This window comes from Streptomyces sedi, from assembly GCF_006335015.1.
Lineage (GTDB): Bacteria > Actinomycetota > Actinomycetes > Streptomycetales > Streptomycetaceae > Streptomyces > Streptomyces sedi.
In genome coordinates this window covers 96,808-123,256 of record NZ_VDGT01000002.1, presented here as the reverse complement: position 1 = coordinate 123,256, position 26,449 = coordinate 96,808, and the positions used below count along the sequence as shown (strand labels likewise).

Sequence of the window (26,449 nt, the reverse complement as noted above, 5' to 3'; positions counted from 1 at the left end):
CGACGGCGGGTCGGCGGGGATCAGAGACCCGATTCCCGGCTCGCCGAGGCCAGGCGTTCACGATGGGTGCGGTAGAGACGCGTCCCGAGCGGGCGGCCGACATGCCAGACGGGTGCGGGGACGGCGGCGCGCAGGAGTTGGGCCTGCTCCTCGTCCGCGCCGTGCAGGGCCATCCCCAGCATCAGCAGGCGCTGGGAGAAGGGAACCTTGCCCAGGGACGCCTCGACGGTCGCCTTCCACTCGCTTTCGGTCAGGTGGCGATCGATAAGCGGCAGGATGCGCTCCTCCTCCAGCGCCAGATGCTCGAACAGCGGCGGCAACAGCCGTTCCGCGACGGCGGCGACGGCATCCCTTTCGGTGGCGCCGGCGGAGTCCGACCAGCGCCGGCACTCCGCGGCGAGCGCCGTCAACTCGCCGTCTATGAGGGCGTGCTGCTGGTCCATCGTCGCGACGAGGAGCCCGACGTCCTTGGGGCAACGCTCCCGCAGCCGCGGCCACACGTGGTCGTCCTCGCTGGTGTGATGGGCGTGGAGGAAGTCGACCATCATCAGCACGTGGCGGGCGACGACGGCGGTGCCCCGCGTGTCACCCGCCGGCACGCCGGCGACCAGCGCGGGCAGAGCGGCGAACTCCCTCCGCATGGCGTCGTGCGCACCGATCATGTCGCGGCTGTCGGCCGGCTTCTCGTTCTTCTCGTTCTTCTCGTTAGCCATGGGAGCAGCTTCGAGGCGGTACCTTTCAATCCGCCTACAACGCGGAACCGGCGCGGCGGCCACCGGCTTTGCCGCAGTCGTTGACATGGGCTTACATGGTGCGGTGCTGACGTTCGCGGTGCTGGGTCCGTTCGAGGTGCGTGGGGGCGATCAGCCCGTCCACGTCGGGGGTCGGCTGCCCCGCAGGCTGCTGGGGATCCTGATCGCCGCTGAGGGGCGGCCGGTCTCGGAGGACAGCCTGGCCGAGGGGCTGTGGGGCGACCGCTGGCCGCGCAACCCGACGGGCACCCTCCAGGTGTACGTCTCCCGGCTCCGCCGGGCGCTGCCCGGCACGACGTTGCAGCGCTCCGCCGGCGGCTACCAGCTCCTCGCCGCCGACACCGACGTCGAACGGTTCCGCGGCCACCTCGTCCGCGCCCGCGCGCTGGTGGCCGGCAACCGCCACGCCGACGCGCACGAGGCCTTCGACGCGGCGCTGCGGCTGTGGCGCGGGACGCCCTACGAGGACCTGGCCGACGACGAGTCGACGACCGCGATCCGTGCCGCCCTGGTGGAACAGCGGGACAGCGCCCAGGAGGAGGGCGCGGCGGCGCTGCTGGCCACCGGCGACCACGCCGGCGCGGTGGCCGTGCTCGAACTGCTGGTGCACGCGGCACCGTACCGCGAACGCCGTTGGCAGTTGCTGGCGTTGGCGCTCTACCGCTCGGGGCGCCAGGCCGACGCCCTGAACGCGGTGCGCCGGGTCAGGACCCTGCTGGCGGAGGAGCTGGGGGTCGACCCGGGGCCGGGGCTGCGGAGGATCGAGGACCGCATCCTGTCGCAGGACCCGGCCCTGGCGGCCACCGCTGTCGCGGACGCGGCGCCCGGTGATCGGCCGCTGTCGTCGTTCGTCGGCCGCGACGCCGATCTGGCGCTGCTGAACCGCCTCGTCGCCACGCACCGGCTCGTCACCGTCGTCGGTCCCGCCGGGTCGGGCAAGACCCGGCTGGCCGTGGAGTGGGCCGGGCGGGACGCCGTCGTCCGGCTCGCCGACGTGGCCGACCCCGCCCACCTGGTCTCGGAGGTCGCCGCGGCGGCCGGCGTCACCGGGTTCGCAGGGGACCCGCACGAGGCGCTCGTCAGGCGGCTGCGCCTGCACGGGGGGCCCTTGGTGCTCGACAACTGCGAGCACCTCGTCGACGAGGTGGCCCGGCTCGTCGTCGACCTGCTCGACCGGGTTCCCGCGCTGCGCGTGGTGGCCACCAGCCGCAGCCCGCTCGGCGTCGACGGCGAGCACAGTCTGCCGCTCGGGCCGCTGACCGCCGACGACGCGGTGGCGCTCCTGACCGATCGCGTCCGCGCGAGCCGGCCCGGCTGGGTCGCGCGGGATGCCGACCGCCGGGACCTGCGCCGCCTCGCCGAGGCGCTGGACCGGCTGCCGCTGGCCCTGGAGTTGGCGGCGGCGCGGGTGCGGACCTTCGGCATACGGGGGCTGATCGAGCAGTTGGACGACCGGTTCACCGTGCTGGGCCGGGTCCCGCACAGCACGATGAACCCGCACGCGACGTTGCAGGAGGCCGTCGCCTGGAGCTTCGCTCTGCTCTCCGAGGAGGAGCGTGCCCTCGCGGTGCGGCTCTGGCCGTACGAGGGAGGACTGCCCCTGGAGGCCGCGGCCTCCGCCGCCGGGCTCGACGTGCTCGTCTCGCTGGTCGACCAGTCCGTGGTCACCGCCGAGACCGGCGGCAGCACGGCGCGGTACTGGATGCTGGAGACGATCCGGGCGTACTGCCGTTCCGTGGACGGGGACCCGGCGGCGACCCGGGCCGCCCACGCGGTCTGGGTCCGCGAGCTGGTCGCCCGGGCCGAGGGCGATCTGCGGGGCGTGCGGTCAGGGGCCACGATGGCGGCGCTGCGCCGGGAGTTGCCGAACCTGCGCGCGGGGCTCGCGCACGACCTGGCACACGCCCCGGTCGAGGCGTTGCGGACGGCCGCGCGGCTGATGTGGTTCTGGATCCGCAGCGGCCTGCTCGCCGAGGGCAACCGGGTGCTGACCGCCGCCCTGGCCGCCGCGCCGGACGCCTCGCTCGGCGACGTCGTGCGGGCCAGAACCTCGTCGGCCGGCCTGTTCTACTTCACCGGCGACGTCACCACGGCACGGCGGATGCTGTCCGAGGCGGGCCTGGCGGTGGGTTCGGAACCGGCGTACCGCGGCCTGCTCGCCGAGATCCGCTACTACCAGGCCCTGGTCCAGCTGCCGGGGGGCGACCCGGCGACCGCGCTGAGCGCGTCGACCGAGGCGCACGCCATCGCCACCGAGACGGAGACCACCTGGCTGGTCCCGGCCACCGCGATGGCGTGGGGCGCGGCGCTCATCATGTCCGGCCGGATCGCCGAGGGCCGGGACCGGCTGCGGGCCGCCGTGCGGCTCGCCGACGCCGCCGGGCGGGTGTGGACGGCCGCGCTCAGCGAGCTGATGCTGGCCCAGACCCTGGTCGAGGCGGGGGACGGCGAAGCGCTGCCCCTGCTGCGGTCCTCGCTGCGGCGCTTCCTCGACGAGGGCGACCTGAGCAACCAGCTGGCCGTGCTGCACAACGGTGCCCTGGCCCTGGAGGCGGCCGGTGACGCGGCCGGCGCCGCGCTGCTCCGCGACGTCGTCCACTTCCGGCAGGCGCACAGCGACATCCGCCCGGCCGGCACCTTTCTTGAGTCGACCGTGCCGCGGGGCTGGTACGAGGGCGCTCCTCCCGCGGCGCCGCCGACGCTCGACGACGCCATCGCCGTCCTGACCTCGCCGGGGAGCGCCGGCTGACGGACCGGCCGCCGAGGTCGCCCGGCCGCACTCCCCCTCCCTACACTGACACCAGCGTCGCGTGCCGGTGGCAGTTCGTGTCAGGCATGGAGGCGCCGGATCACGAAGGAGCATGACGATGAACACGTCGTTCCCTTCGCCCTCACATGGCTGAGGGCGAGAAGACCAGGCTGGTCGCCTGGAGCCGAGAGTTGCGCGAGGTCCACACCCGACTCCGGGCCGCGCTGCGCGTCACGCGCGAAGCGCTGGAGGACGGCGGGGCCGCCGAGCCGGCCACGCGCGAACTGCTGCTGTTCTGCCGGGGCTTCTGCACCGCGCTGACGCGGCACCACCGGGGCGAGGACCGCACCCTGTTCCCCGCCATCGCCGCGGCTCACCCGGAGTTGGGCGAGACGCTGCGGCGGCTGGAGCAGGACCACTCGATGATCGACTACCTCCTCCACGGCCTGCGGCAGGCCGTGGACGCGGCGGCGTCGCCGGCCGAGTTGGATCACCACCTGGAGGGGATCGCGGCGATCATGGAGAGCCACTTCGCCTACGAGGAACGCCAACTGCTCACGGTGCTCGAATCGTTGGCGCTGGACGCGGACCCCGGGGAGGTGCTGGGGCCGCTGTGACACGACCGGCCGTCCTCCCCGGGGTCCGCGCGCCGCGGGGAGGACGGCCGTCCTTCAGGGACCGCCGGTGCTGGAGCGGCGGGCGCGGAGGGCGTGGAGTTCGTCGGGGTCGACGCGGAGTATCCAGCGGTGCGGTGGCGCCGGCTCCTTGCGGGCGTGGCTGATCCAGCCGCGCCTGATCCACGCGTAGAGCGTGACCGCCGGCATCTCCAGCTCCGCCGCGAGGTCGGACAACCACCATTCGTCCGGCGGCAGTTCGTCGCTGGAGCGCGGCTTGGGGCCGGGGCGGCTGCGTTGGATCGGGCGCAGGTCCTCGCGGAGCATCCGCCGCACGCTGGGCAGGCTGATGCTGTCCGCGCGTCCAGGCGCCTGGGTGAAGCCGGCGCACTCCAGGCAGCGGGCAATGGCCGGCGCCTGGAGGCCGTGGCTGGCCAACTGGTCGACGGCGGCGAGGAGTCGGTCATAGGAGTTGTCGTGCGAGCCGCCGTCGGACTGGACATGGGCGCAGCGTCCCGAGTAGACGGTGCTCAGCAGCCCGCGCCCGGCCATCGCGCGCAGCACGGCGCCGTGGTCGGAGAGGTTGCTGAGGGCTGAGGCCAGATGCTCGCGCACCGGGTCGAGCGCGGTGTCGCCGTCGGCCATCACATACCAGTGGCCGGCCGGCATCCGCTCGGACGCCGCGCGCCGCAGCAGGCCGCGCACGACGGGGTAGCGGCGGCCCAACACGTCGGCCGGGCAGGCCTGGTGGGGAACGACGGGGCAGCGGCTGCGCAACGTGCGGCCGGTGGCGAAGCCCGGCCCGTCGGCGCCGGCGTCGGGGGGCGGCGGCTTCGGAACGGGGTCGGGGCCCGGGCCTGGTTCCGCGTCTGGGGCTGGGCCTGGTGCTGCGTCTGGGGCTGGGTCGGTGGCGGGGGCAGTGGGAGCGGGGACGGCGGGTAAGGCGGGCTCGGCGGGGGACTCCTCCCCCTCGTAGACCGAGAGCAGCCCCCAGTGAGCCCGGGAGGCGCGGGCGCGGAGCACGGAGATCTCGATCACTCGCATCCGGGAGCACCCTTCCCCCGGTCGGCTCGCCCCCCGTCGGATAACGAGGGCGGCGGGCCGGGACGCGTCCGGGCCGAGGTCTGGCGGCGGGCCGCGGCGCGGTGCTGAACCGCGGAGAGATGCAAGGGCGATCCGGTCACGATGACTCCCTGCGTGAGGTCGATGTCTACCGAACTCTGACCACGTTGAGCACCCCCATCTTCACCTGATGGGGCGTCAAGAATAGGCCCGGCGTGTGGACGGCAGGTGACGGAACGGGCGCGCGGGCAACAAGCTGTCATTCTCCGCCGAACAGGCCTGCCGCCCCGGTCCGCTGGGTAGCGGACGGGGCGGCGGGTGTCGTGGGAGCCGTCGGGGTGGTGGGGACTGTCGGATCGGGAGGGGCAAGGGTCACACGGCCCGGAAGGCCAGGCTGATGTTGTGGCCGCCGAAGCCGAAGGAGTTGTTGAGCGCCACGGTGGCGCCCAGCGGCAGTTCGCGCGGCTTGGCGCGGACGATGTCCAGGTCGACGCGGGGGTCGAGGTTCTCGATGTTGATGGTGGGCGGGGCCAGCCGGTCGCGCAGGGCCAGCACGGTGGCGACCGACTCGACGGCGCCGGTCGCGCCGAGCAGATGACCGGTCATGGACTTGGTCGCCGAGATGGCCAGGCGTTCCGCCGCCGGGCCGAACTCCGCGCGCAGCGCCGCCAGTTCGACGAGGTCGCCGGCGGGGGTCGAGGTGGCGTGGGCGTTGACGTGGGAGACGTCGGCCGGGGCAGCGTCGGCGTCGCGCAGCGCCGCCCGGATCGCGCGGGCCACGTCGCGGCCCTCCGGTTCGGGTTGGGCGATGTGGTGGGCGTCGGAGGTCATGCCGACCCCGGCCACCTCGCAGTAGCCCTCGGCGCCGCGGGCCGCCGCGTGCTCCGCCGACTCCAGGACCAGCACGCCCGCCCCCTCCCCCATCACGAAGCCGTCGCGGTCGCGGTCGTAGGGGCGGGACGCCGTCTCGTGGGCGTCGTTGCGCTTGGACAGGGCGCGCATGTTGGCGAACGCGGCGAAGAGCACCGGGTGGATCGGCGCCTCGGCGCCGCCGGCCACCACCACGTCGGCCCGTCCGGACCTGATCATCTCCACGGCGTGGCCGATCGACTCCGCGCCGGAGGCGCACGCCGAGGCGGAGGCGTGCACACCGGCGCGCGCTCCCAGTTCGAGCGCCACCTGGGCAGCCGGCCCGTTCGGCATGAACATCGGCACGGTGTGCGGGGATACCCGGCGCGGTCCCGAGCGGTTCAACGTGTCGTGCTGCTCCAGCAGCGAGGTCACGCCGCCGAGCCCGGAGGCCAGCACCACGCCCAGCCGGCGCGCGTCCGGCTCGGGGCCGCCGGCGTCCCGCCACGCCTCGCGGGCGGCCAGCAGCGCGAACTGGGTGGAGCGGTCGGTCCTGCGGCTGAGCGCGGTGCCCAGCTCGGGGCCCGGCTCGCGGGCGGCGCGGCAGGCGAAGCGCACCGCGGCGGACTCGGCCCACTCCTCGGTGAGGGGCGCGGCGCCCGAGGTGCCGTCGAGCAGCGCCGACCAGGTGGTCGGGGCGTCGCCGCCGAGCGGGTTGACGGTGCCGAGCCCGGTGACCAGGACCCGGCGTCGCGTGGTGGACAAGGGGTTCACCTCCTCGTGATGGGGTTCGGCCGCCGTCAGCCGGTGACCCGGCGGACGAACTCGACGACGTCGGCGACCGTCACCAGGTCCTTGACCTCCGAGTCCGGGATGGCGATCGAGAAGCGCTCCTCGGCGGCCACCACGACCTCGACCATGGTCAGCGAGTCGATGTCCAGGTCCTCGGCGAAGCTGGCCTCCGGCGTGACGTCCTCGGCGGGCGTGCCGGCGACCTCCTGGAGGATCTCCGAGATGCCGGTGATGACGAGGGCCTGCTGGGTGGTGATCGTGGTCATGGCTTTCTCTCCTTGGGTGAGGTTCGGGTCGTGCGAACGGTGCGCCGTGCGGGAGGCGGTGCGGTGCGGATCAGGGCTGGTCGGTGCTGGTCGGTGCGGGGCAGGGCTGGTCAGGGCTGGTCAGGGCTGGTCAGGGCAGCGTGAGGACCTGGGCGGCGTGCGAGAGGCCGGCGCCGAAGCCGATGGTGAGGGCGAGGCCGCCGCTGGGCGCCTCGCCGCCGGAGAGCAGTCGTTCGATGGCGAGCGGGACGGAGGCGGCCGAGGTGTTGCCGGAGTCCACGACGTCGCGGGCGATCGGCACGTTCTCGGGGAGGCCGATGGCCTTGGCCAGCGCCTCGACGATCCGCAGGTTGGCCTGGTGGGGCACGAACGCGTCCAGCTGGTCGGCGGTGACACCGGCGACGTCCAGCGCGTCGCGTGCGGCCTTGGCCATCTCGTAGACGGCCCAGCGGAAGACCTGCTGGCCGCGCATCGTCAGCGCCGGGAAGGAACGCCCGGGGTCCTCGCGCAACTCCAGCCAGGACGCGGTCTGTTCGATGGCCGAGCGCTGCGAGCCGTCGGCGCCCCAGACGACGGGGCCGATGCCGGGCGTCGGCGAGGGGCCGACCACGACGGCGCCGGCGCCGTCGCCGAAGAGGAACGCGGTGGCGCGGTCGTCGTGGTCGATCAGGTCGGACATCCGCTCGGAGCCGACGAGCAGCACGTGCTCGGCGCTGCCGCCCCGCACCATGTCGGAGGCGAGGGCGAGGCCGTGGGTGAAGCCGGCGCAGGCGGCGGAGAGGTCGAACGCGGCGGCGCCCCTGGCGCCCACCCGTTCGGCGATGTCGGTGGCCACGGCGGGCAGTTGGGCGAAGTGGGTGGAGGTGGCGACGACGACGGCGCCGACGCGTTCGGCGGTGACGCCGGACTGGGCCAGCGCCTTGGCGCCGGCGATGGCGCCCATGGCGGCCACGGTCTCCTCGGGTCCCGCCCAGCGGCGCTCGGCGATGCCGGAGCGTTCGCGGATCCACTGGTCGCTGGAGTCGATGCGGTGGACGATCTCGTCGTTGGGCACCACGCGGGTCGGGCGGTAGCCGCCGACCCCGAGCACCCGGGCGTGGGGCGCGCCCAGGGGCGCGCGCGGGACGGTACTGCTGGGCATGGAAGCCTCCCCAGGTCGTCGGGTCGGGCAGTACGTGCGCGAGACGGTGCGGTGGTGCGGGCAGTGCGGGCGGTGCGTGGCGCGGGCGGTGCGGGCGGCGCGGAACGTTCAGCGGGGCGGGGGTGGCGGTGGGACCGGGTCGTTCCCGGGAGCGGTTCGGTGTCCGTTCCGGTCCCACCGCCGGCTGGGGTACGGGGGCGGTCTCAGTCGACGCCCCGCACGATGTGGGGTTCCGCGGGCTGCTGCTCGCGGGCCTGGAAGAGGGAGGCGGGCCCGCTCCAACAGGCGTTCTCCTCGGTGAGTCGGACGGGCATCTCGGGCTGGGGGCGTGTGCCGGGCCGCTCCGCCACGGCCGCCAACTCAGGCGACATCGACCGGCCTCCGCTCCTGCGCCCGCTCGGCGAGCCGTCCCAGCCTGAGGTCCGCGACGTTCGCGAACGCGGGGCGCAGCAGCGCGGCCAGCGCACCCTGGTGGGCGAAGGAGTGGCGCACCCGGGTGCCGTCGCCGTGCGGACTCAGCTCCCAGGTGTTGTGCTCGACCAGTCCCGGGACCTCCCAGTAGCCCTCGACGCGGGACTCCTCGATCCGGTGGTACTCCCAGTGGCCGGAGAGTCCGCCTCTGGCCCGGATCGGGTAGTGCGTCCCGACGCGGGCCTCGGGCGGGCCGCTCACCGAGAGGAACGCGGGGTTCCACTCGGCCAGCCGGCGCGGCTCCAGCAGGATCTGGAAGACCGTCAGGGAGGGGGAGTCGATCAGGACGTTCGCGCTGCGCTCGTTCGGCTGGTGCATGGTCAGTACCTCATTCCTCCGTCGGTGCGGATCACGGTCGCGTTGATGTAGTCGGCGGCGGGGCTGGCGAGGAAGGCGACGGTGGCGGCGGTCTGGTCGGCGGGGCCGAGGCCGAGCAGCGAACGGTCCTCCATGCGGCGGCGCTGGGCGGGGGCGACGAGCGAGCCGAGGCCGGTGTCGAGGATGCCGGGGGCGACGGTCGCGGTGCGGACGTTGTAGGAGGCGTACTCCTGGGAGACGGACAGGGCCAGGCCGTGCAGCCCGGACTTGGACGAGGTGTAGGCGGCCTGCCCGCTGTTGCCGGTGAGGGCGGTGACGGAGGAGATGTAGATGATCCGTCCGTACCGGGCCCGCATCATCAGCTTCAGGGCGTGCTTGGTGCTGAGGAACGCGCCGCGCAGGTTGACCCGGTGGACCTCGTCCCAGTCCTCGACGGGCATCCGGACCAGCGGCTGGTCGCGGGTGATGCCGGCGTTGTGGATCAGGACGTCGAGCCGGCCGAGGCGGCGGGCCTCCACGACCAGGGACTCGGCGGTCTCCTCGCTGGTGACGTCGCCGGGCAGCAGCCGCAGCCGGTCGCCGTTGACCCGGCCCAGCTCCCGCAACTCACGGGACATCGAACGGTAGTTGGCGATGACCTGGGCGCCCTGGTCGAGCAGCGCCTCGGTGATCTGCAGTCCCAGGCCCCTGGCGGAGCCCGTCAGGGCCACGACCCGGCCATCGAGCGGCAGCGCGTCCCGCAGGTCCGGCGGCGCCACGGTGAGGGTGTCGTCGTTCATGAGATGGTCTCCAACATGGGGGCCCACGAGGCGTCGTCGCCGAGCGACTCGGGGGCGCGGGGCATCGTCAGTCCGTGATCGAAGAGGTGGTCGGCCACGGTCCGCAGGCGCTCGTCGGTGCACCGGCGGGGCGGGCGGAGTCGCCCGAAGCGCAGGTTCTCGGGCGTCGGGCCGAGCGGCTCGACGACCAGGTGCGGGATGAGCAGGTCGGGCTGGCGCTCGAAGAAGCAGGCCGAGTCCTTGAGGAACTTCCGCCCCCGCGCCTGAAGTTCCTCCGGGAGCCAGTCGAGCGCGGGGACGCGGAGCTCGGCGAGGCCGTCCTCCACCGTCACCCGGTCGGCCAGCTCCCAGGGGGCGCCGGCCAACTCCTCGGTGTGCAACGGGATCTCGGTCTCCGCCTCCTCGACGAGGACCAGCAGCCCCCCGCCCTGGGCCAGATGCTCGTTGACCTGGAGCGCCTGCTGCGGCGTCGGCCACAGGGAGACGGGGAACCACTCGCCCCTGGGCCCCCTGCGCCAGGTCAGGCGGCGCGGCCCGTCGAAGACCACCAGGGTGCTTCCGCACCACAGGATCGGAGGTTGGGACATGTCGGGTCACCTTCCGGGGCTGAGTACCGCGGCGTGGGTCGCGGTCAGTTCGCTGTAACGGGCCTGTGCGCGTTGCCTGCGGTCCGCCGTCCTTCGGTCGGGCGCCGGGGCGTCGATCACCCGCCGCAGCACCCCACTCGCCTCGGCGTGCTGCCCCGTGGTGATCAGGGCCTCGGCGTAGGCCATCGGGTAGCGGGTGTCGGCGGCGCCTCGTCGCGCGGCCTCCCGCAGGTGCCCCAGCGCCCTCTCCGGCCGGCCCCCCAGCTGCCGGGGCGTCAGCAGGTGCCAACGCCCCAGCAGGTAGCGGGCCATCAGGTGGTCGGGGTGGTCGCGCAGGACGTCTTCGGCCTCCCGCCGCACCCCCCGCAGCAGCGCCAGGCGCCGCGGCGGGGAGGCGTCGAGTGCGCGGAGGCCGGCCAGCCTGGCCCGGGTCACGCGCAGGTCGGGGTTGTCGGGGTCGGTGAGTCGACCGAGGCGCAGCAGGAGGGACGCCTGGTCTCGTCGGCGGTCGGGGGTCTGGGAGTCGGTCCTGCTGAGCGAACGTTCGATCATGGCGGTGGCGCGGGCGGCGAGGGCCGCGGTGGCCTCCGCGTCGCGTTCCGACCTGGGTTGGGCCGCGGTCAGGACCAGGGTCTCCAGGGCGGACCTGGTCCTTTCGGTGAAGTCGGCGATGCGCTGCTTGCGGGGGAGGGAGAGGTCGGCGGTCAGGGGGGCGCCGAAGACCACGCGGGCCTTGGCGCTCCGGGGGAGGTTGGCTCCCTTCGGGAGGATGTGCTGGGCGCCCCAGAGGGCGACCGGGATGACCGGGACCCTGGCCCGGTCGGCGAAGCGGAAGGCGCCGTCCTTGAAGGGGAGCAGCGGCCAGCCGGTCCCCCGGGTGCCCTCGGGGTAGATCACCAGGGCGCCGCCGCCGTTCAGGACCCCGTCCACCTTGGCGAGGAGGTCCCGCCCCGGCTGGTCGCGGTCGACCGGGATGCCGCCCATTCCCACGGTCCACTGGGCGCGGAGCGTGTTGTCGAAGGCCTCGGACTTGGTCAGGTAGGAGGACGGGGTGTCGCGCAGGGCGTGCAACACCGCGTCGAGGATCAGGTGGTCGGAGAAGCTGCTGTGGTTGGGGACGAGGACGAACGGCCCGTCCACGGGGATGTGCTGGACGCCTTCGACTCCGGAGAGATAGCGGGTCACGACCGCGGGACGGGTAACGGCGGTCGTGACACGCGCCATCAGGCCGGGTATCCGGCTCACCGGGTCGCCCGGAGCTGCGCGGCGGCGTACTCCTGCAGCTTCTCGATGCTGGTCAGCACCAGGCCCTCGCGGCGGGCGAAGTCGGCCAGGTGGGGCAGCCGGGCCATGGTGCCGTCCTCCAGGATGATCTCCACGATGACGCCGGCGGGGCGCAGGCCGGCGAAGCGGGCCAGGTCCACGGCGGCCTCGGTGTGGCCGGGCCGCGCCAGCACGCCGCCGGGGCGGGCGACCAGCGGGAAGATGTGGCCCGGGCGCCGCAGGTCCTCGCTCTTGCCGTCGAGGATCAGCTCGATGGTCTTGGCGCGGTCGGGGGCGGAGATGCCGGTGGTGACGCCGTGCTCGGGGCCGCCGTCGACGCTGACGGTGAAGGCGGTGCCGTGGTGGTCCTCGTTGCGGTCCACCATCGGCGGCAGGTTCAGCTCGGCGGCGCGCTCCTCGGTGACGGAGACGCAGACCAGGCCGCGACCGTGCGTGATCATGTAGTTGATCGCGGCGGCGTCCGCGTGGTCGGCGGCGACGATCAGGTCGCCCTCGTTCTCGCGGTTCTCGTCGTCGACGACCACGACCAGCTCGCCACGGGCGATGGCGGCGACGGCGGTGGCGGCCTCGTCGAGAACGATGGGCGGGGCGTCGAGGGTCTGAACGCTCATGGGAGTGTCTCCTTCTTTTCCTGCTGTGGACTTGGTCTCTGGGTCTCGCTGTGCGGTGAAGCGGGGGCCGAGCGCCACAAGACGCACGATCCCTGTCGCAAATCGATGCCGTAACATCGATGCTTAATCATGCATGACGAGACATCGGTGTTGCAACACCTTCTTTGGGTTTGATGGACACTTGAAGCGGTATCCATATCGATGACGGGTCATCTTTTTCGGTGTCATGGATGTGGCATCATGGAGATGAGCGTTGGCCGCCTCGGCGGTTCCCCCAGCTCCCGACGACCCCACGACGACTCGACAAAGACGTCGCGACGACCAGGAGGCCCCCATGACCCGACGAACATCCCTGGCCGACCCACCCGTTCACGTGGGCGGCCACGACAGTCAGCCGACCGCGGGCGACACGGAACTGCGCTACCTGGTCCTCGCCGCGCAGCGCGAGGGCGCCCGCGCGATGGGCGCCCAGCTGCGCCCGCTCGGGCTCACCCCGGCCCAGGCCGAGATCCTGCTGGTACTCTCCCGCAAGGCCCCGCTGACCCTGGCCGAGCTGGGACGCCAGGTGGTCTGCGAGAGCGGCAGCCCGAGCCGGCTGGTGGACACCCTCACCAAGGCCGGCCTGGTGGAACGCGAGCCGGGACGCATCGACCGCCGCGTCATCTACCTGCGACTCAGCACCCGGGGCGAGGAGATGATCCCGCAGCTGCGGGAGGTCGACAACGCGATGGACCGGATGGTGGGCAGCGGGCTCTCGGAGGAGCACAGGGAGATCGTGATCCTCGCCCTTCGCCGCGTCATCGAGGGCACGCCGAGCGCCGCCACCATCGCCGAGCGCTTCCCGCGCGAGGGCTTCCCCAGCGGGGGGTGAACACCCGGCCCACCGGCCGTCGGCCGTCCGCCTCGGCGAGCCGACGGCGTCGGCCATCGCCGCCCCCCACGCGCGCGATGCCGGCGGTAACGCAGTACCGCAGTACCGCAGTACCCGCATGACCGCCTGACCAGCACGGCCGAGGGCCTTCGCGACTCCGCGAAGGCCCTCGGTCGTTTCCCGTGCCCCGGCGCCCGGCCGGCCTCCGGACGGGCGGGGGCGCGAGCGTCCGACCACCAGGGCTCGGACGCCCCCGTCCGCCCGCCCGGGGCCGTGGCCGCCCGGCCGGGGCCGTGGGCGCCCGGGGCCGGGCGCCCATGCACCGCCGCGGCGCCCCGCGCCCCCCTCGGGCCGCCACCGGCCGGTGCGTCGACGGCGCCTGGCGGGTGCGTCGACGGCGCCTGGCGGTGCGCGTCGCCGGCGCCTGGCGGGCCGCGCCGCGCCAACCGGGCGCCGTGGCCGCGTCGTCGCCCCGGGGCGACCCGCACCCGGGGCCGGGGCCTGGGCCGCGCGCCGCGAAGGCCTCCGCGCCGCGAAGGCCACCGCGGAGCGCCCCGGTGGCCGCCGGACACACCTGTGCCGCCCGGGCCTTGGGAGGCCGGGCGGCACAGGCGGTCCGCGCTACGTCGGGGGAGACGTCAGCGCAGGGCGGGGGCGGCGGACCGGGGGGTGTCCGCCGGGGAGGAGGCTTCGGGGCCCGAGGGGAGAGAGTCGGGACCGTCGGCGACCTCGGTCGGGGCCGGGGGGTCGTTCGGGGTACCGGTCACCGGCCGGCGTCCCCAGATCCGCTCACCGATCAACAGAAGCGCTGCCGGCATCAGCAGACGACGGACGACGACGGCGTCCAGCAGGACCGCGACCGCGAGGCTGATGCCCAGTTCGCGAACGATGCTGATCTGTGCACTCGTGAAGGATGCGAACACGGCCACCATGATCGCCGCCGCCCCGTTCACCAGTCCCGCCGTACGGGCGAGCCCGCCGAGGACGGCCTCGCGGTGCGGGACACCGTCCAGGTACATCTCCCTCATCCGCGAGAACATGATCACCATGTAGTCCATGCTCAGGCCGAACATCACGGCGAAGAGCATCAGCGGGGTGACGCTGTTGATGCTCTGCTCGCCGTTGCCGGAGACCAGCGCCAGCACGCCCAGGCTGGCCGCGACGACCGCCACGTTGAGTGCCAGGGCCAGCAGCGGCAGCAGCACCGAGCGGAACGCGGCCAGCAGGATCAGGAAGCTGAGCAGGGCGACGAAGCCGACGACCACGGGGGCCGAGCGCAGCACCAGGCTGTCGAAGTCGGAGCCGGTCGCGGTGGCGCCCGCGATCTTCGCCTCGACGCCGGCGCCGGTCAGGTCGTCGACCTCGGAACGCAGCTCGCCGACCAGGTCGTGGGCGACGGAGCTGTCGGGGTCGCCGGCGGCGATCACCATCACCCGGGTGACCAGCGAGCCGTCCTCGGTGCTGACCAGCTGCGCCATGGCGGTCGCGGCCTCGTCGTCGAGGGTGATCGCGCCGTCCAGGGCCTGCGTCAACTCGGTGGCACCCAGCGGGAGATCCGCGACGCTGCGCACCTCGTCGGCGCCGGGCAGGCCGGCCGCGCGGTCGGCGATGGCGCCGGCCGTCTCCAGCAGTTCGGCGGCGTTCGCCTCGTCGGCGGTGAGCACCACCTGGATGGGGAACATCTCGCGGATGCCGATGTCCTCCTGGATGCGCTCCATGCCGACGCGGGCCTCGTCCGAGGCGGGCAGGATGTCGGCGCTGGCGACCGGGACGCGCAGGGTGAGCTGGGTCGCCGGCAGGGCGAGCACGGTGAAGCCGACGGCCAGGCCGGCCAGCACGACGCCGGGGCGCCCGGGGAAGCGGGTGGCGCGCGGGGCGTCGGCGCTCCGGCCGTTCGAGGCGTCGGAGGCGGTGGCCCCGGCGTTTGCCTCGGAGGCGGCGGCACGCGAACGGCGCCGCAGCGAGCCCCAGTTGATCCGGTGGCCGAGCAGGCTCAGCACGGCGGGCAGCAGGGTGACCGCCATCAGCACGGCGATCACGGAGACCGCGACGCCGCCCAGCGCGATGCTGGTGAAGGACATGGCGCGGGGGACGAAGAGCGCGGAGAGCGCGACGACCACGGCTAGGCCGCTGAAGAGCACCGAGTGGCCGACGGTGGCCATGGTGCGCTCCAGGGCGCGGCGCACGTCGAGTCCCTCGGCCAGTTCCTCGCGGAACCGCTTGACGATGAAGAGCGAGTAGTCGACGGCGACGGCCAGGCCGACCATGGTGACGATGTTGGTGAAGAGGCTGTTGACGTCGGTCACCTTGGTCATGGCGAAGCCGATGGCCTGGGTGATCATCAGGGTCACGCCGGCCAGCGCGAGCGGCACCGCCATGGCGGCGACCGAGCGGAAGACCAGCAGCAGGACCACGAACAGCACGGGGAACGCGATCAGTTCGGCGCGCGTGACGTCGTCCTTGGAGTGCATGTTGAGCGCGTAGTCGAGCGCGGGGGCGCCGGTCACGTTGACCTCGACGTCCGGGCCGACGGCCTCGCTCACGTCGTCCCGCACGTCGGGGACGAGGTTCTGGACCGTGGTGTTGTCGCTGGTGAAGGCGACCTGGAGGAAGGTGGTCCGGCCGTCTTCCGAGACCCAGCCCGGCTGGTCGTCGCGGTCGACGACGACCGAGACGCCCTCCCGGTCCGCGGCCTGGCCGGCCGTGTCGACGGCGGCGTCGACGGCGGTCGGGTCGTCTCCGTTGAGAACGATCAGCAGGGAGTTGGGGGCCTCGTCGAACGCCGCCTCAAGGGTCTCCTGGGCGTCGACCGACGCGCCCCTGGGGTCGGAGAACCCACCGGCCTTGAGGGCGCCGGTGAGCTGGAGGGCGAAGGGCATGGCCACGGCGAGGATGACGAGCCAGCCGAGGACGACGGCCTTGGGCCGGTCTAGGGACAAACGTGTCAGTGTCTTCATTTTCCGCTCCTGGAGTGCTGCCCGGACAGCCGTGGTCGCCGGGCACGCCGACACGACTCAGGGCGACCATCCGATTGATGTCGCGTAATCGATGCTTCATCATGCATGACATGGCATCGATGATGCAACATCTGTGGGGTGACATCCTTGTCTGGTCATCGATCGGAGTGGCTTCGTCGCAGGTGACGGGCGCGGGGAACGCCGGCAATCGCACGGCCGTTCACGGGGGTTGGGGCCCGCGGCGCCCGTCCGGGGGCCCGCCTTCGCGCGGTGGTCCGCGTCGAGGGCCCGGAACCGCCCGCGAACGCCCGCGACCGCCCGGAACCGCGCGGCCCCCGGCCGCGTCCTCGCGGTGAGGGGCGACGCGACGTACGGGGGTGCGTGCGGGATGACCGGGAACAACGGGTGGCGTATGGCGTGCGGAGCGGCGGCTGCGCTGCTGCTGGTGGTGTTGAGCGCGCTGGTGAGGGAGGCCGAGGCCCGCCAGGAGCCGTGGCGCGGCGCGGAGTTGGCGGTGGTGCTCCCGGCGGAGTGAACGGGGTCCTCGGCCGCCGCGTCCCGTGACCCGGGGATGGCTGCCGTCGCCCCGGCGAGGCCCCGCGCTCCGGCGACGGTTGTCACGGAGTGGCGGACGTTGTCAGTGGGCGCCGCTACGATGTGGCACCAGAGAGTAACCGTCTGGCCATCCCTGGGGAGCCGGCGGTCGGGAGGGGCCCTGCGGGGTCGGGAGTCGGGGGCAGGGCATGGACGAGTGGGGCGAGGGGGCCCGCGTGGACGCGGGTGCGGCGCCGGGGCGGGCCTTGACGAGGGCTCCCGGGTGGCGGAGGGTCACCGCCTGGCTGGTGGACTACGCGCTGGTGATCACGGTCGCCGTGCTGCTGGGCTTCCTCACCTTCCACCGGATCAGCGCCATGTTGGGCGACGTGGACGGGCTCGCCGGCACCGGCGTGTGGAAGGTCGTCACCTCGGACGGCGATCTCGCCGAGGCGGGGCAGGCGTTGGGCCAGTCGCTGTGGCGCCGCTCGATACGCGCCGTGCAGCAGGGGTTCGCCCTGCTGGTGATCGCCACCTTCCTCTACCAGTTCCTGGCGTTGGCCTTCGCGGGCACCACCCTGGGCAAGGCGCTGCTCGGCCTGCGGGTCTCCCCCGCCGGCGAGGCGGGCGACGCCGCCGGCGGCGCGGCGCGGCCGGGTCGGCGCGCGGCGGCGGTGCGGGCGGCGGTCACCACGGTCGCCGACGTGGGGTTGCTGTCCCTGGCCTGCTGCCTGCTGCTGTCGGGCGCCTTCCTGGCCAGCGGGGTGGTGCTGGTGCTGACGGTGGTCGTCTATCTGGCCAACGCGACACCGGCGTTGGTCGGCGGCCGGCGTTCGCTGGCGGACCGGTGCGCGGGGACCCGGGTGCGCGGCGGGCTGATCGGGGCGACGGCCGCGGTCACCGCGCGGTACACGGCGCGGGGCGGCCGGGCCGCCTGGCAGGCGGCGCAGCGCGTCGCCGACGCGGAGCGCACCAGGGCGGTGGTCGGCCGTGGGCGTCAGCTGCTGCCCGGAGGCCGTGCGGCGGTGGGCGAGGTCCCGGTCCAGCCGCTTGACGCGGGGCCGGCCGGCGGCTCCCCGATAGCCGGCGCGGCCCCGGCCGCGGGTGGCGGTCCCCCGCCGGACGACGACGGGGCGCGCCACTTCTGAGTCCGGTCCGCGCCCCGGGCCGCGCGAGGTGGGGAGTCGACCGCCGCGGCGGCGAACGAGGAGGTCGAGGGTCCGGTTGATGGCCCTCCCCCGGCGCCCTACGGTCGATGGGCAGACGGTTCGCCCGGCGGCGCACGCCGGGCGGCTCAGGGAAGGTGGAAGTGCGCCATGACCGGGTCACCGCTGGGCGGTTCGGGTGGTGGGGGTTCCCCTCTGGACGGTTCGCCCCCGGAGGGGGTGCCGAGGGTCGCGACGCCCTCGCTCGCCGATCCCGAGGAGCTGTGGCGGGGGCCGTGGCTCGGCCCGGTCGCGCCGGAGTCGGGGCGCCCCCGGCTGGCCCCGCTGTGGGCCGGCGAGGAGCGGCCCGCGGCGCGGCCGTTGCCCGGCGTCGACGGTGTCGATCCGCTGCGCGGCCGGCTGCGGCTGACCTCGGAGGACGTCCGGCTGCAAGGCGTTCTGCCGCTGGTGCTGACGCGCCACCACAGGGGCAGGACCAGGGCGGGCCGCGCGTTCGGCGTGGCCTGGGCCTCCACCCTCGACCAGCGGCTGCTGCTGCGGGACCGCTCCGTGCGGCTGGTGACGGAGACCGGCAGGCTGCTGCACTACCCGAGGCCGGAGGCCGGCTCGGGCCGTCCCGTGCTACCGGAGCGCGGCGGACGCTGGCCGCTGACCTGGGACGGCACGCCGGGCGGCACGATCACCGTCCACCGGCCCGAGGCCCGTCTGACGCTGCGCTTCCGGTCGTCTCCCGACGGGACGGGCGCCGAGTTGCCGCTGGTCGCCGTCGTCGACAGCTGGGGGAACGCGCTGGCCATCCGGCGGGACGCCAGGGGCCGCCCCCGGGAGATCGCGCACAGCGGCGGCCACCGGCTCGGGTTCGAGACCGACGCGGCCGGGCGGGTGGTGGAGGCGCGGCTGCTGAGCGCCGAGGGCGCGCCGACGCTGCTGCGCTGCCGCTACGACCGCGCGGGGAACCTGACCGAGGTGGAGGACGCGGCCGGCGGAGTCGAGCGTCACGCCTACGACGAGGACCGCCGGATCGTCGAGCGAACGGACCGGGCCGGCGACACCTTCCGCTACACGCACGACGCGCGCGGCCGGATCGTCGCGGTCGAAGGGCCGGAGGGGCTGTGTTCCCGGACGTTCGCCTACGAGGGCGCCAGGACCACGCGGACTGACGCGCTGGGCGAGGCATGGGTGTTCGAACGCGACGGCTCGGGTCAACTGGTCTCGTTCACCGACCCGTTGGGGAACGTCACCCGCTACGCCTGCGACACCGAGGGCCGGCTGCTCGCCGTCACCGACCCGCTCGGCCACACCACGACCCACCGCTACGACCCGCTCGGCCATCTCGTGGAGACCGTCTGGCCGGACGGCACGCGACGCACCGTCGAGCACGACGCGGACGGCCGGCCCACGCTGTGCGTGGCGGAGGACGGCGAGACCACCCGGCTGGCCTGGGACGCACGCGGCGGCCTGGCCTCGGTCACGGCGCCTGGCGGGCGTCATCTGCGACTGACCCACCACCCGGGCGGCGCGGTGGCCACCGTCACCGACGCCCTCGGCGCCGAGTGGCGGTACACGTGCGACCGGGCCGGGCTGCCGCTCTCCGTCACCGACCCGACCGGGGAGACCACGGCCCTGGAGCGCGACGCGCACGGCGCCGTGGTGCGGATCACCGGCCCCGGCGGCGGTCAACGGCGGGTGGGACGCGACGCGTCGGGCCGTGTCGTGGCACTGACCGACGCGACGGGGGCGGAGGACCGCTGGCGGCGCGACCCGCTGGGCCGGGTCGTCGCGCACACCGACCCGGCCGGCGGCGAGACGGTCTGGGGGCGCGGCCCGCTGGGGTTGCCGCGCTCCCTGACCCGCCCCGACGGCCGGACGCTGCGCTACGACCACGACGCCGAGGGGCGGCTGACCCGGGTCACCGACGCGGCCGGCCGCGCCTGGGAGTACACGCACGACGCGGCGGGCCGCCCCGTGGAGTTGGCGGACGTGGGCGAGCGCCCGGTCCGGCTGCGCCACGACGCGGCGGGCCGGTGCGTCGGCTGGACCAACGGCGCCGGCCAGCGGGTCTCGCTCCGTCTCGACCCGCGGGGCCGGCTGGTGGAGCGGCGCACCGACCTGGGCAGGGACGTCTTCCGCTACGACGAGGTCGGCCGGCTGGTCTCCGCCGAGAACAGCGAGATCCGGCTGACGGTCGAACGCGACCCGTTCGGCGCGGTGCTGGCCGAGCTGGTGGGCGACCGGGCGGTGACGTTCGAGCGGGACGCGGCCGGGCGCACGGTCCGGCTGACACATCCCTCGGGGAGCACGACCGAGCAGCGGCGGGACGCCGCGGGCCGGCTGGTGGAGCTGACCGCCGACGGCCATCGGGTGGTGTTGGAGTTGGACGCCGACGGCCGGGAGGTGAGGCGCGGCTTCGGCAGGTCGGGCGCGGTGCGCCAGCGGTGGGACGCCGCCGGCCGGCTGGTCGGCCAGACGCTGCTCTCGGGCACCGCGCGCCGCCACCGGAGCTGGGAGTACCGGGCGGACGGCGCGCTGACCGGCTGCGTCGACGAGGTGGCGGGCGAGACGAGCAGTGAGCGGGACGCGGTCGGCCGCCCCTCGCGGGTGCGTGACGCCTCGGGCGTGACGACGTTCGAGTACGACGCGCTGGGCCAGCTGGCGGGCGGCACACGGGAGTTCGATGGCCCGCTGCTGGTCGCCGACGCGGCGGGCTCCAGCTGGCGGCACGACGCGCGGGGCCGGGTGGTCGCGACGACGCGGAAGCTGCCGTCCGGCGCCGTCGGCACCTGCCACTACACGTGGGACGCGCTGGATCGGCTGACCGACGTGGTCATGCCGGACGGCAGCCACTGGCACTATGTCCACGACCCGCTGGGGCGGCGGGTGGCGCGGCAGCTGCTGGACGAGTTCGGCGAGGTCAGGGAGCGTTCGACGGTCGACTGGGCGGGCGGTGTCCCGGTGGCACGCACCGACCCGGACGGCTCGGTGACCAGCTGGCACTGGGCGCCGGACGACCACCGGCGCCCGTTGGCGCAGACGGGGAGCGACGGCCGGCTGCTCGGGGTGGTCACCGACCCGGACGGCACGCCGACCGAGCTGGTCGACGAGCAGGGCGACGTCGTCTGGCGGCGGCGGGCGACGCCCTGGGGCGCGCCGACGGGGCAGGGGTCGGACACGGCGCACTGCCCGCTGGGGTTCCCCGGGCAGCTGTACGACGAGGAGACGGGCCTCTTCCACGACTTCCGGCACGGCCACCGCGCCTACGACCCGGCCGACGCGCGTTGTCTCAGCCCGGTCGCCGACCCGGAGGCCCCGTTCACCCTGCTGCCCTGGCGGGGGTGACGCCGCCGCGGGGGCGGGGTTGTCGTGCGCTCCGTGTGTCCCGGGGCGGCGGGAGCCATTAGGGTCTGCTCCGAGAGATCCGAGGAGCGCCCGCATGACGTACTACGCCGACCTCAGCCGCTACACCAGGCATCCCGCCGGCGTCCCCGCCGGGGTCACCGCGCTCAACGTCGGCTGGCTCTCCTGGACCCGGCGCTACCCCCGGTTCGCGAGAGGGCGCGTCCCGGAGGACCTCGCCGCCGCGTTGACGTCACTGTGCCGGGACGGGCGGCGCGAGCCGACCAGCCGGTTCCACCCGTGTGGCCTGCCGCACCTCGTCGGGGAGCGGCGCCGTCCGGTGCGGATGAGGGTGGCGGGCGAGGACGTCCTGCTGGGGAACGCCGAGGTCGCGGTGGTGGCGGCCGACGGGACGTGGCTGATCGCGCCCTCGCTGGTCCACCACTATGTGACGCGCCACCGCTACCGGCCGCCCGAGGAGTTCGTCGAGGCGGTCCTGGCCGCCCGCCCCCTGCGCGCCGGGGCCGAGGCGGTCACGGCCGGCTCCCCGCGCTGAAGCGCAGCTCGAAGACGGGGTGGTCGGCGGCGACCGCGCGCAGCTCCTCGTCCGTCGAGCGGGCCGTGACTCCGCCGAAGAAGCCCCGGACCTGGTACTCCCAGCGTTCCAGATAGGCGCGCAGCAGCTCCGGCTTGCGCGCGTCGGCGATCTCGACGGCGGTGAACGGGCTGACCCGCCGTCCCAGCGCGAGCGCGCCCCCGCCGGCCGCGCGCAGGTTGTGCGTCCACGGGACGTGGCCACGGGCCCCGACCAGGTAGTAACGGCCTTCGTTCCGCAGCAGGTTGACCGGCACCCGGCGCGGCTCCCCCGACCTCCGGCCGCGCACCACCAGCCGGCGCGAGCCCCCGACGCCCCAGCCCAGCGTGTGGAGGGTGTTGACCAGGCGGTTGCTGATCCTGTTGGCGAGCGCTCCGGTGCCGACGGCGGCGGATCCGCGGGTCTCCATGGTGGGCCTCCCAGGTGCGGGCGCGGGCTCGGCGAGCCGGGCGCGGGGGCGCGGCGGGCGCCCTTCCCGCAGGTCGGCGCGGGACAACCAGGGTGTTTCACCCACCACTTAACGACCTGGGCCGCCCCTTCCACGCACCCCTAGAGTCGCCAACGGCGGCGGGGTCGTCGCCCACGCGCGCAACGACCGAACAGGAGTCGCAGTGGTCAACAAAGTGGTCATCGTGGGTGGCGGCACGGCGGGTTGGATGACGGCCTCCTATCTGAAGGCCGCGTTCGCCGACCGGATCGACATCACGCTCGTGGAATCGAGCAGGGTCAGCACCATCGGCGTCGGTGAGGCCACGTTCAGCGACATCCGCCACTTCTTCGCCTTCCTGGGGCTGAAGGAGTCCGACTGGATGCCCGCCTGCAACGCCACCTACAAGCTGGCGGTGCGGTTCGAGAACTGGCGCGAGCCCGGCCACCACTTCTACCACCCGTTCGAGCAGATGCGTTCGGTCAACGGCTTCCCGCTCACCGACTGGTGGCTCAAGGAGAAGCCGTCCGCGCGCTTCGACACCGACTGCTTCGTGATGCCGTCGATCATCGACGCCGGACTGAGCCCGCGCCACACCGACGGCCGCCTCATCGACCAGCCCTTCGACGAGGAGGCCGAGGAGATGCAGGGGCTGACGATGTCCGAGCACCAGGGCAAGACGCAGTTCCCCTACGCCTACCAGTTCGAGGCCGCGCTGCTGGCGAAGTTCCTCACCCGCTACTCCACCGACCGGGGCGTGCGGCACATCGTCGACGACGTCAACCACGTCGAGCTGGACGAGCGCGGCTGGATCAGCGGCGTCCGCACCGCCGAGCACGGCGAGTTGACCGGCGACCTCTACATCGACTGCACCGGCTTCCGGGCGCTGCTGCTCAACAAGGCGCTCGACGTGCCGTTCGTCTCGTTCCAGGACACGCTGCCCAACGACAGCGCGGTGGCGCTCCAGGTGCCGATGGACATGGAGCGGCGCGGCATCCTGCCGTGCACCACCTCCACCGCCCAGGACGCCGGCTGGATCTGGACCATCCCGCTGACCGGCCGGGTCGGCACCGGCTACGTCTACGCCAAGGACTACCTCTCCCCCGAGGAGGCCGAGCGGACCCTGCGCGAGTTCGTCGGCCCGGCCGCCGCCGACGTGGAGGCCAACCACATCCGGATGCGGATCGGCCGCAGCGAGCGCTCCTGGGAGCGCAACTGCGTGGCGGTCGGCCTCTCCAGCGGCTTCGTCGAACCGCTGGAGTCCACCGGCATCTTCTTCATCCACCACGCCATCGAGCAGCTGGTGAAGAACTTCCCCGGCGACGAGTGGAGCGATGTCCACCGCGACCTCTACAACCGCTCGGTCGAGCATGTGATGGAGGGCGTGCGGGAGTTCCTGGTGCTGCACTACGTGGCGGCCAAGCGGAACGACACCCAGTACTGGAAGGACACCAACACCCGGGTCATCCCCGACGCGCTGGCCGAGCGCATCGAGAACTGGAAGCGCGTCCTGCCCGACTCGGAGAACGTCTTCCCCTACTACCACGGGCTGCCGCCGTACTCCTACATGTGCATCCTGCTCGGCATGGGCGGCATCGACCTGCACCACTCGCCCGGCCTCGACCTCAGCGACACGGCCGCGGCGCGGCGGGAGTTCGCGGCGATCCAGGACAAGGCCGCCGGGCTGACGAAGGTGCTGCCCAAGGCGTACGACTACTTCACCCGGCTGGACTGAGTCCCGCCTCCGTAACGGGCCGGCCCCGCCTCCCCGGGGCCGGCCCCTCCGTTCACCGGCCCGCGGCCCGTCGCTCCCGTTCGGCCCGTTGTCCCCCCGCGGCCCGTCGCTCCCCTTCCCCTCGTTCCCCCGCGCCCTGTTCGTCGGGGCGCGCGGGGCCCGCGTGGGCCACCACCGGCGCCAGGACCGCGGCGACCAGGCAGGCGGCGCTGAGCACCAGCCACACCGGGTCGTAGCCGCCCAGCGCCTCGCGCGCACCGGCGGCGAGGAACGCGACGAGCCCCGCGCCCAGTTGGTGGGCGCCCGTGACCCAGCCGAAGACGATCGGCCCGTCCGCGCCGAACCGGTCGTTGGCCAGCGCGATGACCGGCGGCACGGTCGCGATGTCGACCAGCCCGTAGACCACGGTGAACGCCACCAGCGCGGGGCCCGCGCCCGCGCCCAGCGCCTGCGGCAGCGCGAGCAGGGTCAGCGCGCGCACCCCGAAGTAGACGACCAGCAGCCGGCGCGGGTCGACGCGGTCGGTCAACCACCCCGAGGCCAGCGCGCCGAGCGCCGAGAAGATCCCGATCAGGGAGAGCATCGAGGCCGCCGCCGTCGCGCCCACCCCGTGGTCGTGGGCGGCGGGCACCCAGTGCGACCACAGGATGCCGTTGGTGGAGGCGCCGCAGATCGCGAAGACCCCCACGAGCAGCCAGAACGTTCCGGTGCGTGCGGCACGGCCCAGCACCCGCACCCCGTGCACGGCCGCGCCCTCGACGCGCGGCGGCCTCGGCACGGGGCGCGCTGCCCCGAACGGCGCGAGCCCGACGTCGGCGGGGTGGTCACGCAGCGCCCACGCGGCCAGGACGGCGACCGCGAGCGCGACCAGCGCGAGGGTGACCACGGGCGGGCGCCAGCCGAGCCGTTCGACACCGGCGGCCAGCAGCGGCAGGAAGAGCATCTGCCCCAGATGGCCGGCCGCGCTGAGCCCGCCGGTGACCAGGCCCCGACGGCGCACGAACCAGTGCGCCGTCACCGTCGCGGCGAACGTCGAGGCGAGACCGCCGGTGCCGAGGCCGATCAACAGCCCCCAGTAAAGCGCCAGTTGCCAGGGCGCCGTCATCACCGAGGTGAGCAGCGCCCCCGCGCCGACCAGCGCGAGCGCCGCCGGCACCACCCGGCGCGTCCCGAACCTGCCCATCGCCGCGGCGGCGAACGGCGCGGTCAGCCCGTAGAGCACCATGTTGACGGCGGTGGCCAGCGACACCTCGCCCCTGTCCCAGCCGAACTCCTCCTCCAACGGCGTCACCAGCAACCCCGGCACGGTGGCGAACGCACCGGCCGTGACGATGACGACGGCGGCCACCGCCGCGATCCCCCAGGCGCGGTGCGGGAGGGCCCGCCGCGGCTCGGACGGCGGTGAGGTGACGGCAACCGGTACGGCGCTTTCGCAGGTCATGGGCTCCAGCCTCGCGTCGGCCCCGGACCCCGCCCAGTGGCCCGAACGCCTAGATGCGCAACAATCGGGCCATGACCCCGCGCACCGCGTTCCCTCCCCCGCCTCCCGGAACGGCGCCCCGGCACCGGGTCGCCGTCCTCGTCCGCCCCCGGCTGCTCTCCCTGGAGCTGGGGATCGTCCACCAGCTCCTCGGCCGCGCCAAGGCGGGCGGCGACCCCGAGGGCGCACTGCTCTACGAGGTGCTGACCTGCGCCGCCGAGCCCGGCGAGCTGCCCACCGACGGCGACTTCACGCTGACCGTCCGGCACGGCCCCGAGGCGCTGGCCGAGGCGGACACCGTGCTGGTGCTCTCCTCGCCCGAGGACTACACGCTGAGCCGGCCCGAGCTGACGCCGCCGCTGGCACGGGCGCTCTCCCACCTGCGGCCGGGCACCCGGATCGCCTCCATCTGCACCGGGGCGTTCGTGCTGGCCGCGGCCGGCCTGCTCGACGGGCGGCGGGCGACCACGCACTGGCGCCACGCGGAGACCTTCGCGCGGCTGTTCCCCGGCGTCGCCCTCGACCGCGACGTGCTCTACACGGACGACGGCGCGGACGAGGGCGCGGTGCTGACCTCGGCCGGCTGCGCGGCCGGCATCGACCTGTGCCTCCATCTGATCCGCGGCGACCACGGGATGGCCGTGGCCAACGATGTCGCCCGCCGCACGGTGGTGCCGCCGCACCGGGAGGGCGGCCAGTGCCAGTTCATCAGGGAACCGGTCCGCCAGCCCGCCTCCCCCGGCACGGCTGCGGCCAGGGAGTGGGCGCTGCGGCGGCTGGGCGAACCGATCACGCTGGCCGCGCTGGCCGCCCGCGAGTCGATGAGCGTGCGCCACTTCACGCGACGCTTCCGCGCGGAGGTCGGCATGGCGCCGATGGCCTGGCTGACGGAGCAACGGCTGCGCTTCGCGCGGGAGTTGCTGGAGGAGTCCGACCTGTCCGTGGACCGGGTCGCCGAACGCTCGGGGCTGGGCACGGCGGCCAACCTCCGCCAGCACTTCCACGCCGCGCTCGGCCTCGCGCCGGGCGCCTACCGCACGACTTTCCGCGGTCGCGGGTGACCACGGAGGCCGAGG

At 74.2% G+C, this 26,449-nt stretch carries 23 protein-coding genes; 9 read left to right on the top strand and 14 right to left on the bottom strand.

The genetic code is table 11. The features are described 5' to 3' along the window. Window positions 1-20: 20 nt before the first annotated feature. Window positions 21-713, bottom strand: coding sequence for a hemerythrin domain-containing protein (locus FH715_RS03370; RefSeq protein WP_139640513.1), 693 nt, complete (start codon window positions 711-713; stop codon window positions 21-23). 85 nt (window positions 714-798) lie between these two features. Between FH715_RS03370 and FH715_RS03365 the strand changes: the two genes are divergently transcribed. Both FH715_RS03365 and FH715_RS03360 read left to right on the top strand, forming a co-directional pair. Further along, window positions 799-3,501 (top strand): AfsR/SARP family transcriptional regulator, encoded by a 2,703-nt coding sequence (locus FH715_RS03365; protein WP_139640512.1) that lies wholly within the window; start codon window positions 799-801, stop codon window positions 3,499-3,501. 146 nt (window positions 3,502-3,647) lie between these two features. Next, window positions 3,648-4,118, top strand: coding sequence for a hemerythrin domain-containing protein (locus FH715_RS03360; RefSeq protein ID WP_139640511.1), 471 nt, complete (start codon window positions 3,648-3,650; stop codon window positions 4,116-4,118). A gap of 54 nt (window positions 4,119-4,172) precedes the next feature. Here FH715_RS03360 and FH715_RS28545 read toward each other — a convergent pair whose 3' ends face one another. From FH715_RS28545 to ribB, 10 genes are all read right to left on the bottom strand, one after another. Next, on the bottom strand, window positions 4,173-5,159 hold the full coding sequence (locus FH715_RS28545) for a hypothetical protein (RefSeq protein WP_211367415.1): 987 nt from the start codon (window positions 5,157-5,159) through the stop codon (window positions 4,173-4,175). Window positions 5,160-5,549: 390 nt separating this feature from the next. After that, a complete protein-coding gene (fabF, locus tag FH715_RS03350; protein ID WP_139640510.1) occupies window positions 5,550-6,791 on the bottom strand; it encodes a beta-ketoacyl-ACP synthase II in 1,242 nt (413 codons plus the stop codon). Between the two features lie 35 nt (window positions 6,792-6,826). Beyond that, on the bottom strand, window positions 6,827-7,084 hold the full coding sequence (locus FH715_RS03345; RefSeq protein ID WP_139640509.1) for an acyl carrier protein: 258 nt from the start codon (window positions 7,082-7,084) through the stop codon (window positions 6,827-6,829). A 130-nt stretch (window positions 7,085-7,214) separates the two neighbouring features. Beyond that, the gene (locus FH715_RS03340) at window positions 7,215-8,225 is read right to left on the bottom strand and encodes a beta-ketoacyl-ACP synthase III (RefSeq protein WP_139640508.1); all 1,011 of its coding nucleotides are present in this window, start codon (window positions 8,223-8,225) and stop codon (window positions 7,215-7,217) included. Window positions 8,226-8,428: 203 nt separating this feature from the next. Beyond that, on the bottom strand, window positions 8,429-8,596 hold the full coding sequence (locus tag FH715_RS28035; protein WP_170184615.1) for a hypothetical protein: 168 nt from the start codon (window positions 8,594-8,596) through the stop codon (window positions 8,429-8,431). After that, on the bottom strand, window positions 8,586-9,014 hold the full coding sequence (locus FH715_RS03335; RefSeq protein WP_139640507.1) for an SRPBCC family protein: 429 nt from the start codon (window positions 9,012-9,014) through the stop codon (window positions 8,586-8,588). The genes FH715_RS28035 and FH715_RS03335 overlap by 11 nt, the downstream gene beginning before the upstream one ends. 2 nt (window positions 9,015-9,016) lie before the next feature. Then, window positions 9,017-9,793 (bottom strand): SDR family oxidoreductase, encoded by a 777-nt coding sequence (locus tag FH715_RS03330; protein ID WP_139640506.1) that lies wholly within the window; start codon window positions 9,791-9,793, stop codon window positions 9,017-9,019. After that, a complete protein-coding gene (locus FH715_RS03325; RefSeq protein ID WP_139640505.1) occupies window positions 9,790-10,380 on the bottom strand; it encodes a hypothetical protein in 591 nt (196 codons plus the stop codon). The genes FH715_RS03330 and FH715_RS03325 overlap by 4 nt, the downstream gene beginning before the upstream one ends. A 6-nt stretch (window positions 10,381-10,386) precedes the next feature. Continuing rightward, a complete protein-coding gene (locus tag FH715_RS03320) occupies window positions 10,387-11,604 on the bottom strand; it encodes a lysophospholipid acyltransferase family protein (RefSeq protein ID WP_139640504.1) in 1,218 nt (405 codons plus the stop codon). Between the two features lie 17 nt (window positions 11,605-11,621). Then, entirely contained in the window at window positions 11,622-12,275 is a 654-nt protein-coding gene (gene ribB / locus FH715_RS03315) for a 3,4-dihydroxy-2-butanone-4-phosphate synthase (protein ID WP_139640503.1), read from the bottom strand. A 334-nt stretch (window positions 12,276-12,609) separates the two neighbouring features. Between ribB and FH715_RS03310 the strand changes: the two genes are divergently transcribed. Then, window positions 12,610-13,146, top strand: coding sequence for a MarR family winged helix-turn-helix transcriptional regulator (locus FH715_RS03310; protein WP_139640502.1), 537 nt, complete (start codon window positions 12,610-12,612; stop codon window positions 13,144-13,146). Window positions 13,147-13,784: 638 nt separating this feature from the next. On the opposite strand, the gene FH715_RS03305 is transcribed toward FH715_RS03310, so the two are convergent. Further along, window positions 13,785-16,103, bottom strand: a complete 2,319-nt coding sequence (locus FH715_RS03305) for an MMPL family transporter (protein WP_139640501.1) — start codon at window positions 16,101-16,103, stop codon at window positions 13,785-13,787. A gap of 388 nt (window positions 16,104-16,491) precedes the next feature. Between FH715_RS03305 and FH715_RS28030 the strand changes: the two genes are divergently transcribed. The 4 genes from FH715_RS28030 (at window position 16,492) to FH715_RS03290 (ending at window position 21,692) form a co-directional block, all read left to right on the top strand. Then, the gene (locus FH715_RS28030) at window positions 16,492-16,638 is read left to right on the top strand and encodes a hypothetical protein (RefSeq protein ID WP_170184614.1); all 147 of its coding nucleotides are present in this window, start codon (window positions 16,492-16,494) and stop codon (window positions 16,636-16,638) included. 265 nt (window positions 16,639-16,903) lie between these two features. Continuing rightward, entirely contained in the window at window positions 16,904-17,785 is an 882-nt protein-coding gene (locus FH715_RS03300) for an RDD family protein (protein ID WP_246108520.1), read from the top strand. Window positions 17,786-17,953: 168 nt separating this feature from the next. Continuing rightward, window positions 17,954-21,139 carry a DUF6531 domain-containing protein gene (locus FH715_RS03295; RefSeq protein WP_139640499.1) on the top strand — a complete coding sequence of 1,062 codons (3,186 nt, stop codon included), beginning with the start codon at window positions 17,954-17,956 and terminating at the stop codon, window positions 21,137-21,139. A gap of 94 nt (window positions 21,140-21,233) precedes the next feature. Then, the gene (locus tag FH715_RS03290; protein WP_139640498.1) at window positions 21,234-21,692 is read left to right on the top strand and encodes a DUF7919 family protein; all 459 of its coding nucleotides are present in this window, start codon (window positions 21,234-21,236) and stop codon (window positions 21,690-21,692) included. Here FH715_RS03290 and FH715_RS03285 read toward each other — a convergent pair. After that, window positions 21,670-22,140 carry a nitroreductase family deazaflavin-dependent oxidoreductase gene (locus FH715_RS03285; RefSeq protein ID WP_139640497.1) on the bottom strand — a complete coding sequence of 157 codons (471 nt, stop codon included), beginning with the start codon at window positions 22,138-22,140 and terminating at the stop codon, window positions 21,670-21,672. The genes FH715_RS03290 and FH715_RS03285 overlap by 23 nt on opposite strands. 202 nt (window positions 22,141-22,342) lie before the next feature. On the opposite strand from FH715_RS03285, the gene FH715_RS03280 reads away from it, so the two are divergent. Next, window positions 22,343-23,893: a tryptophan halogenase family protein gene (locus FH715_RS03280; protein WP_139640496.1), complete on the top strand. Its 1,551-nt coding sequence runs from the start codon at window positions 22,343-22,345 to the stop codon at window positions 23,891-23,893. Window positions 23,894-23,945: 52 nt separating this feature from the next. Here the strand turns inward: FH715_RS03280 and FH715_RS03275 are convergent, their stop codons facing one another. Further along, window positions 23,946-25,334, bottom strand: coding sequence for an MFS transporter (locus tag FH715_RS03275; RefSeq protein ID WP_139640495.1), 1,389 nt, complete (start codon window positions 25,332-25,334; stop codon window positions 23,946-23,948). Between the two features lie 71 nt (window positions 25,335-25,405). Between FH715_RS03275 and FH715_RS03270 the strand changes: the two genes are divergently transcribed. After that, entirely contained in the window at window positions 25,406-26,434 is a 1,029-nt protein-coding gene (locus tag FH715_RS03270; protein ID WP_139640494.1) for a GlxA family transcriptional regulator, read from the top strand. The last annotated feature ends 15 nt before the right edge of the window (window positions 26,435-26,449 follow it).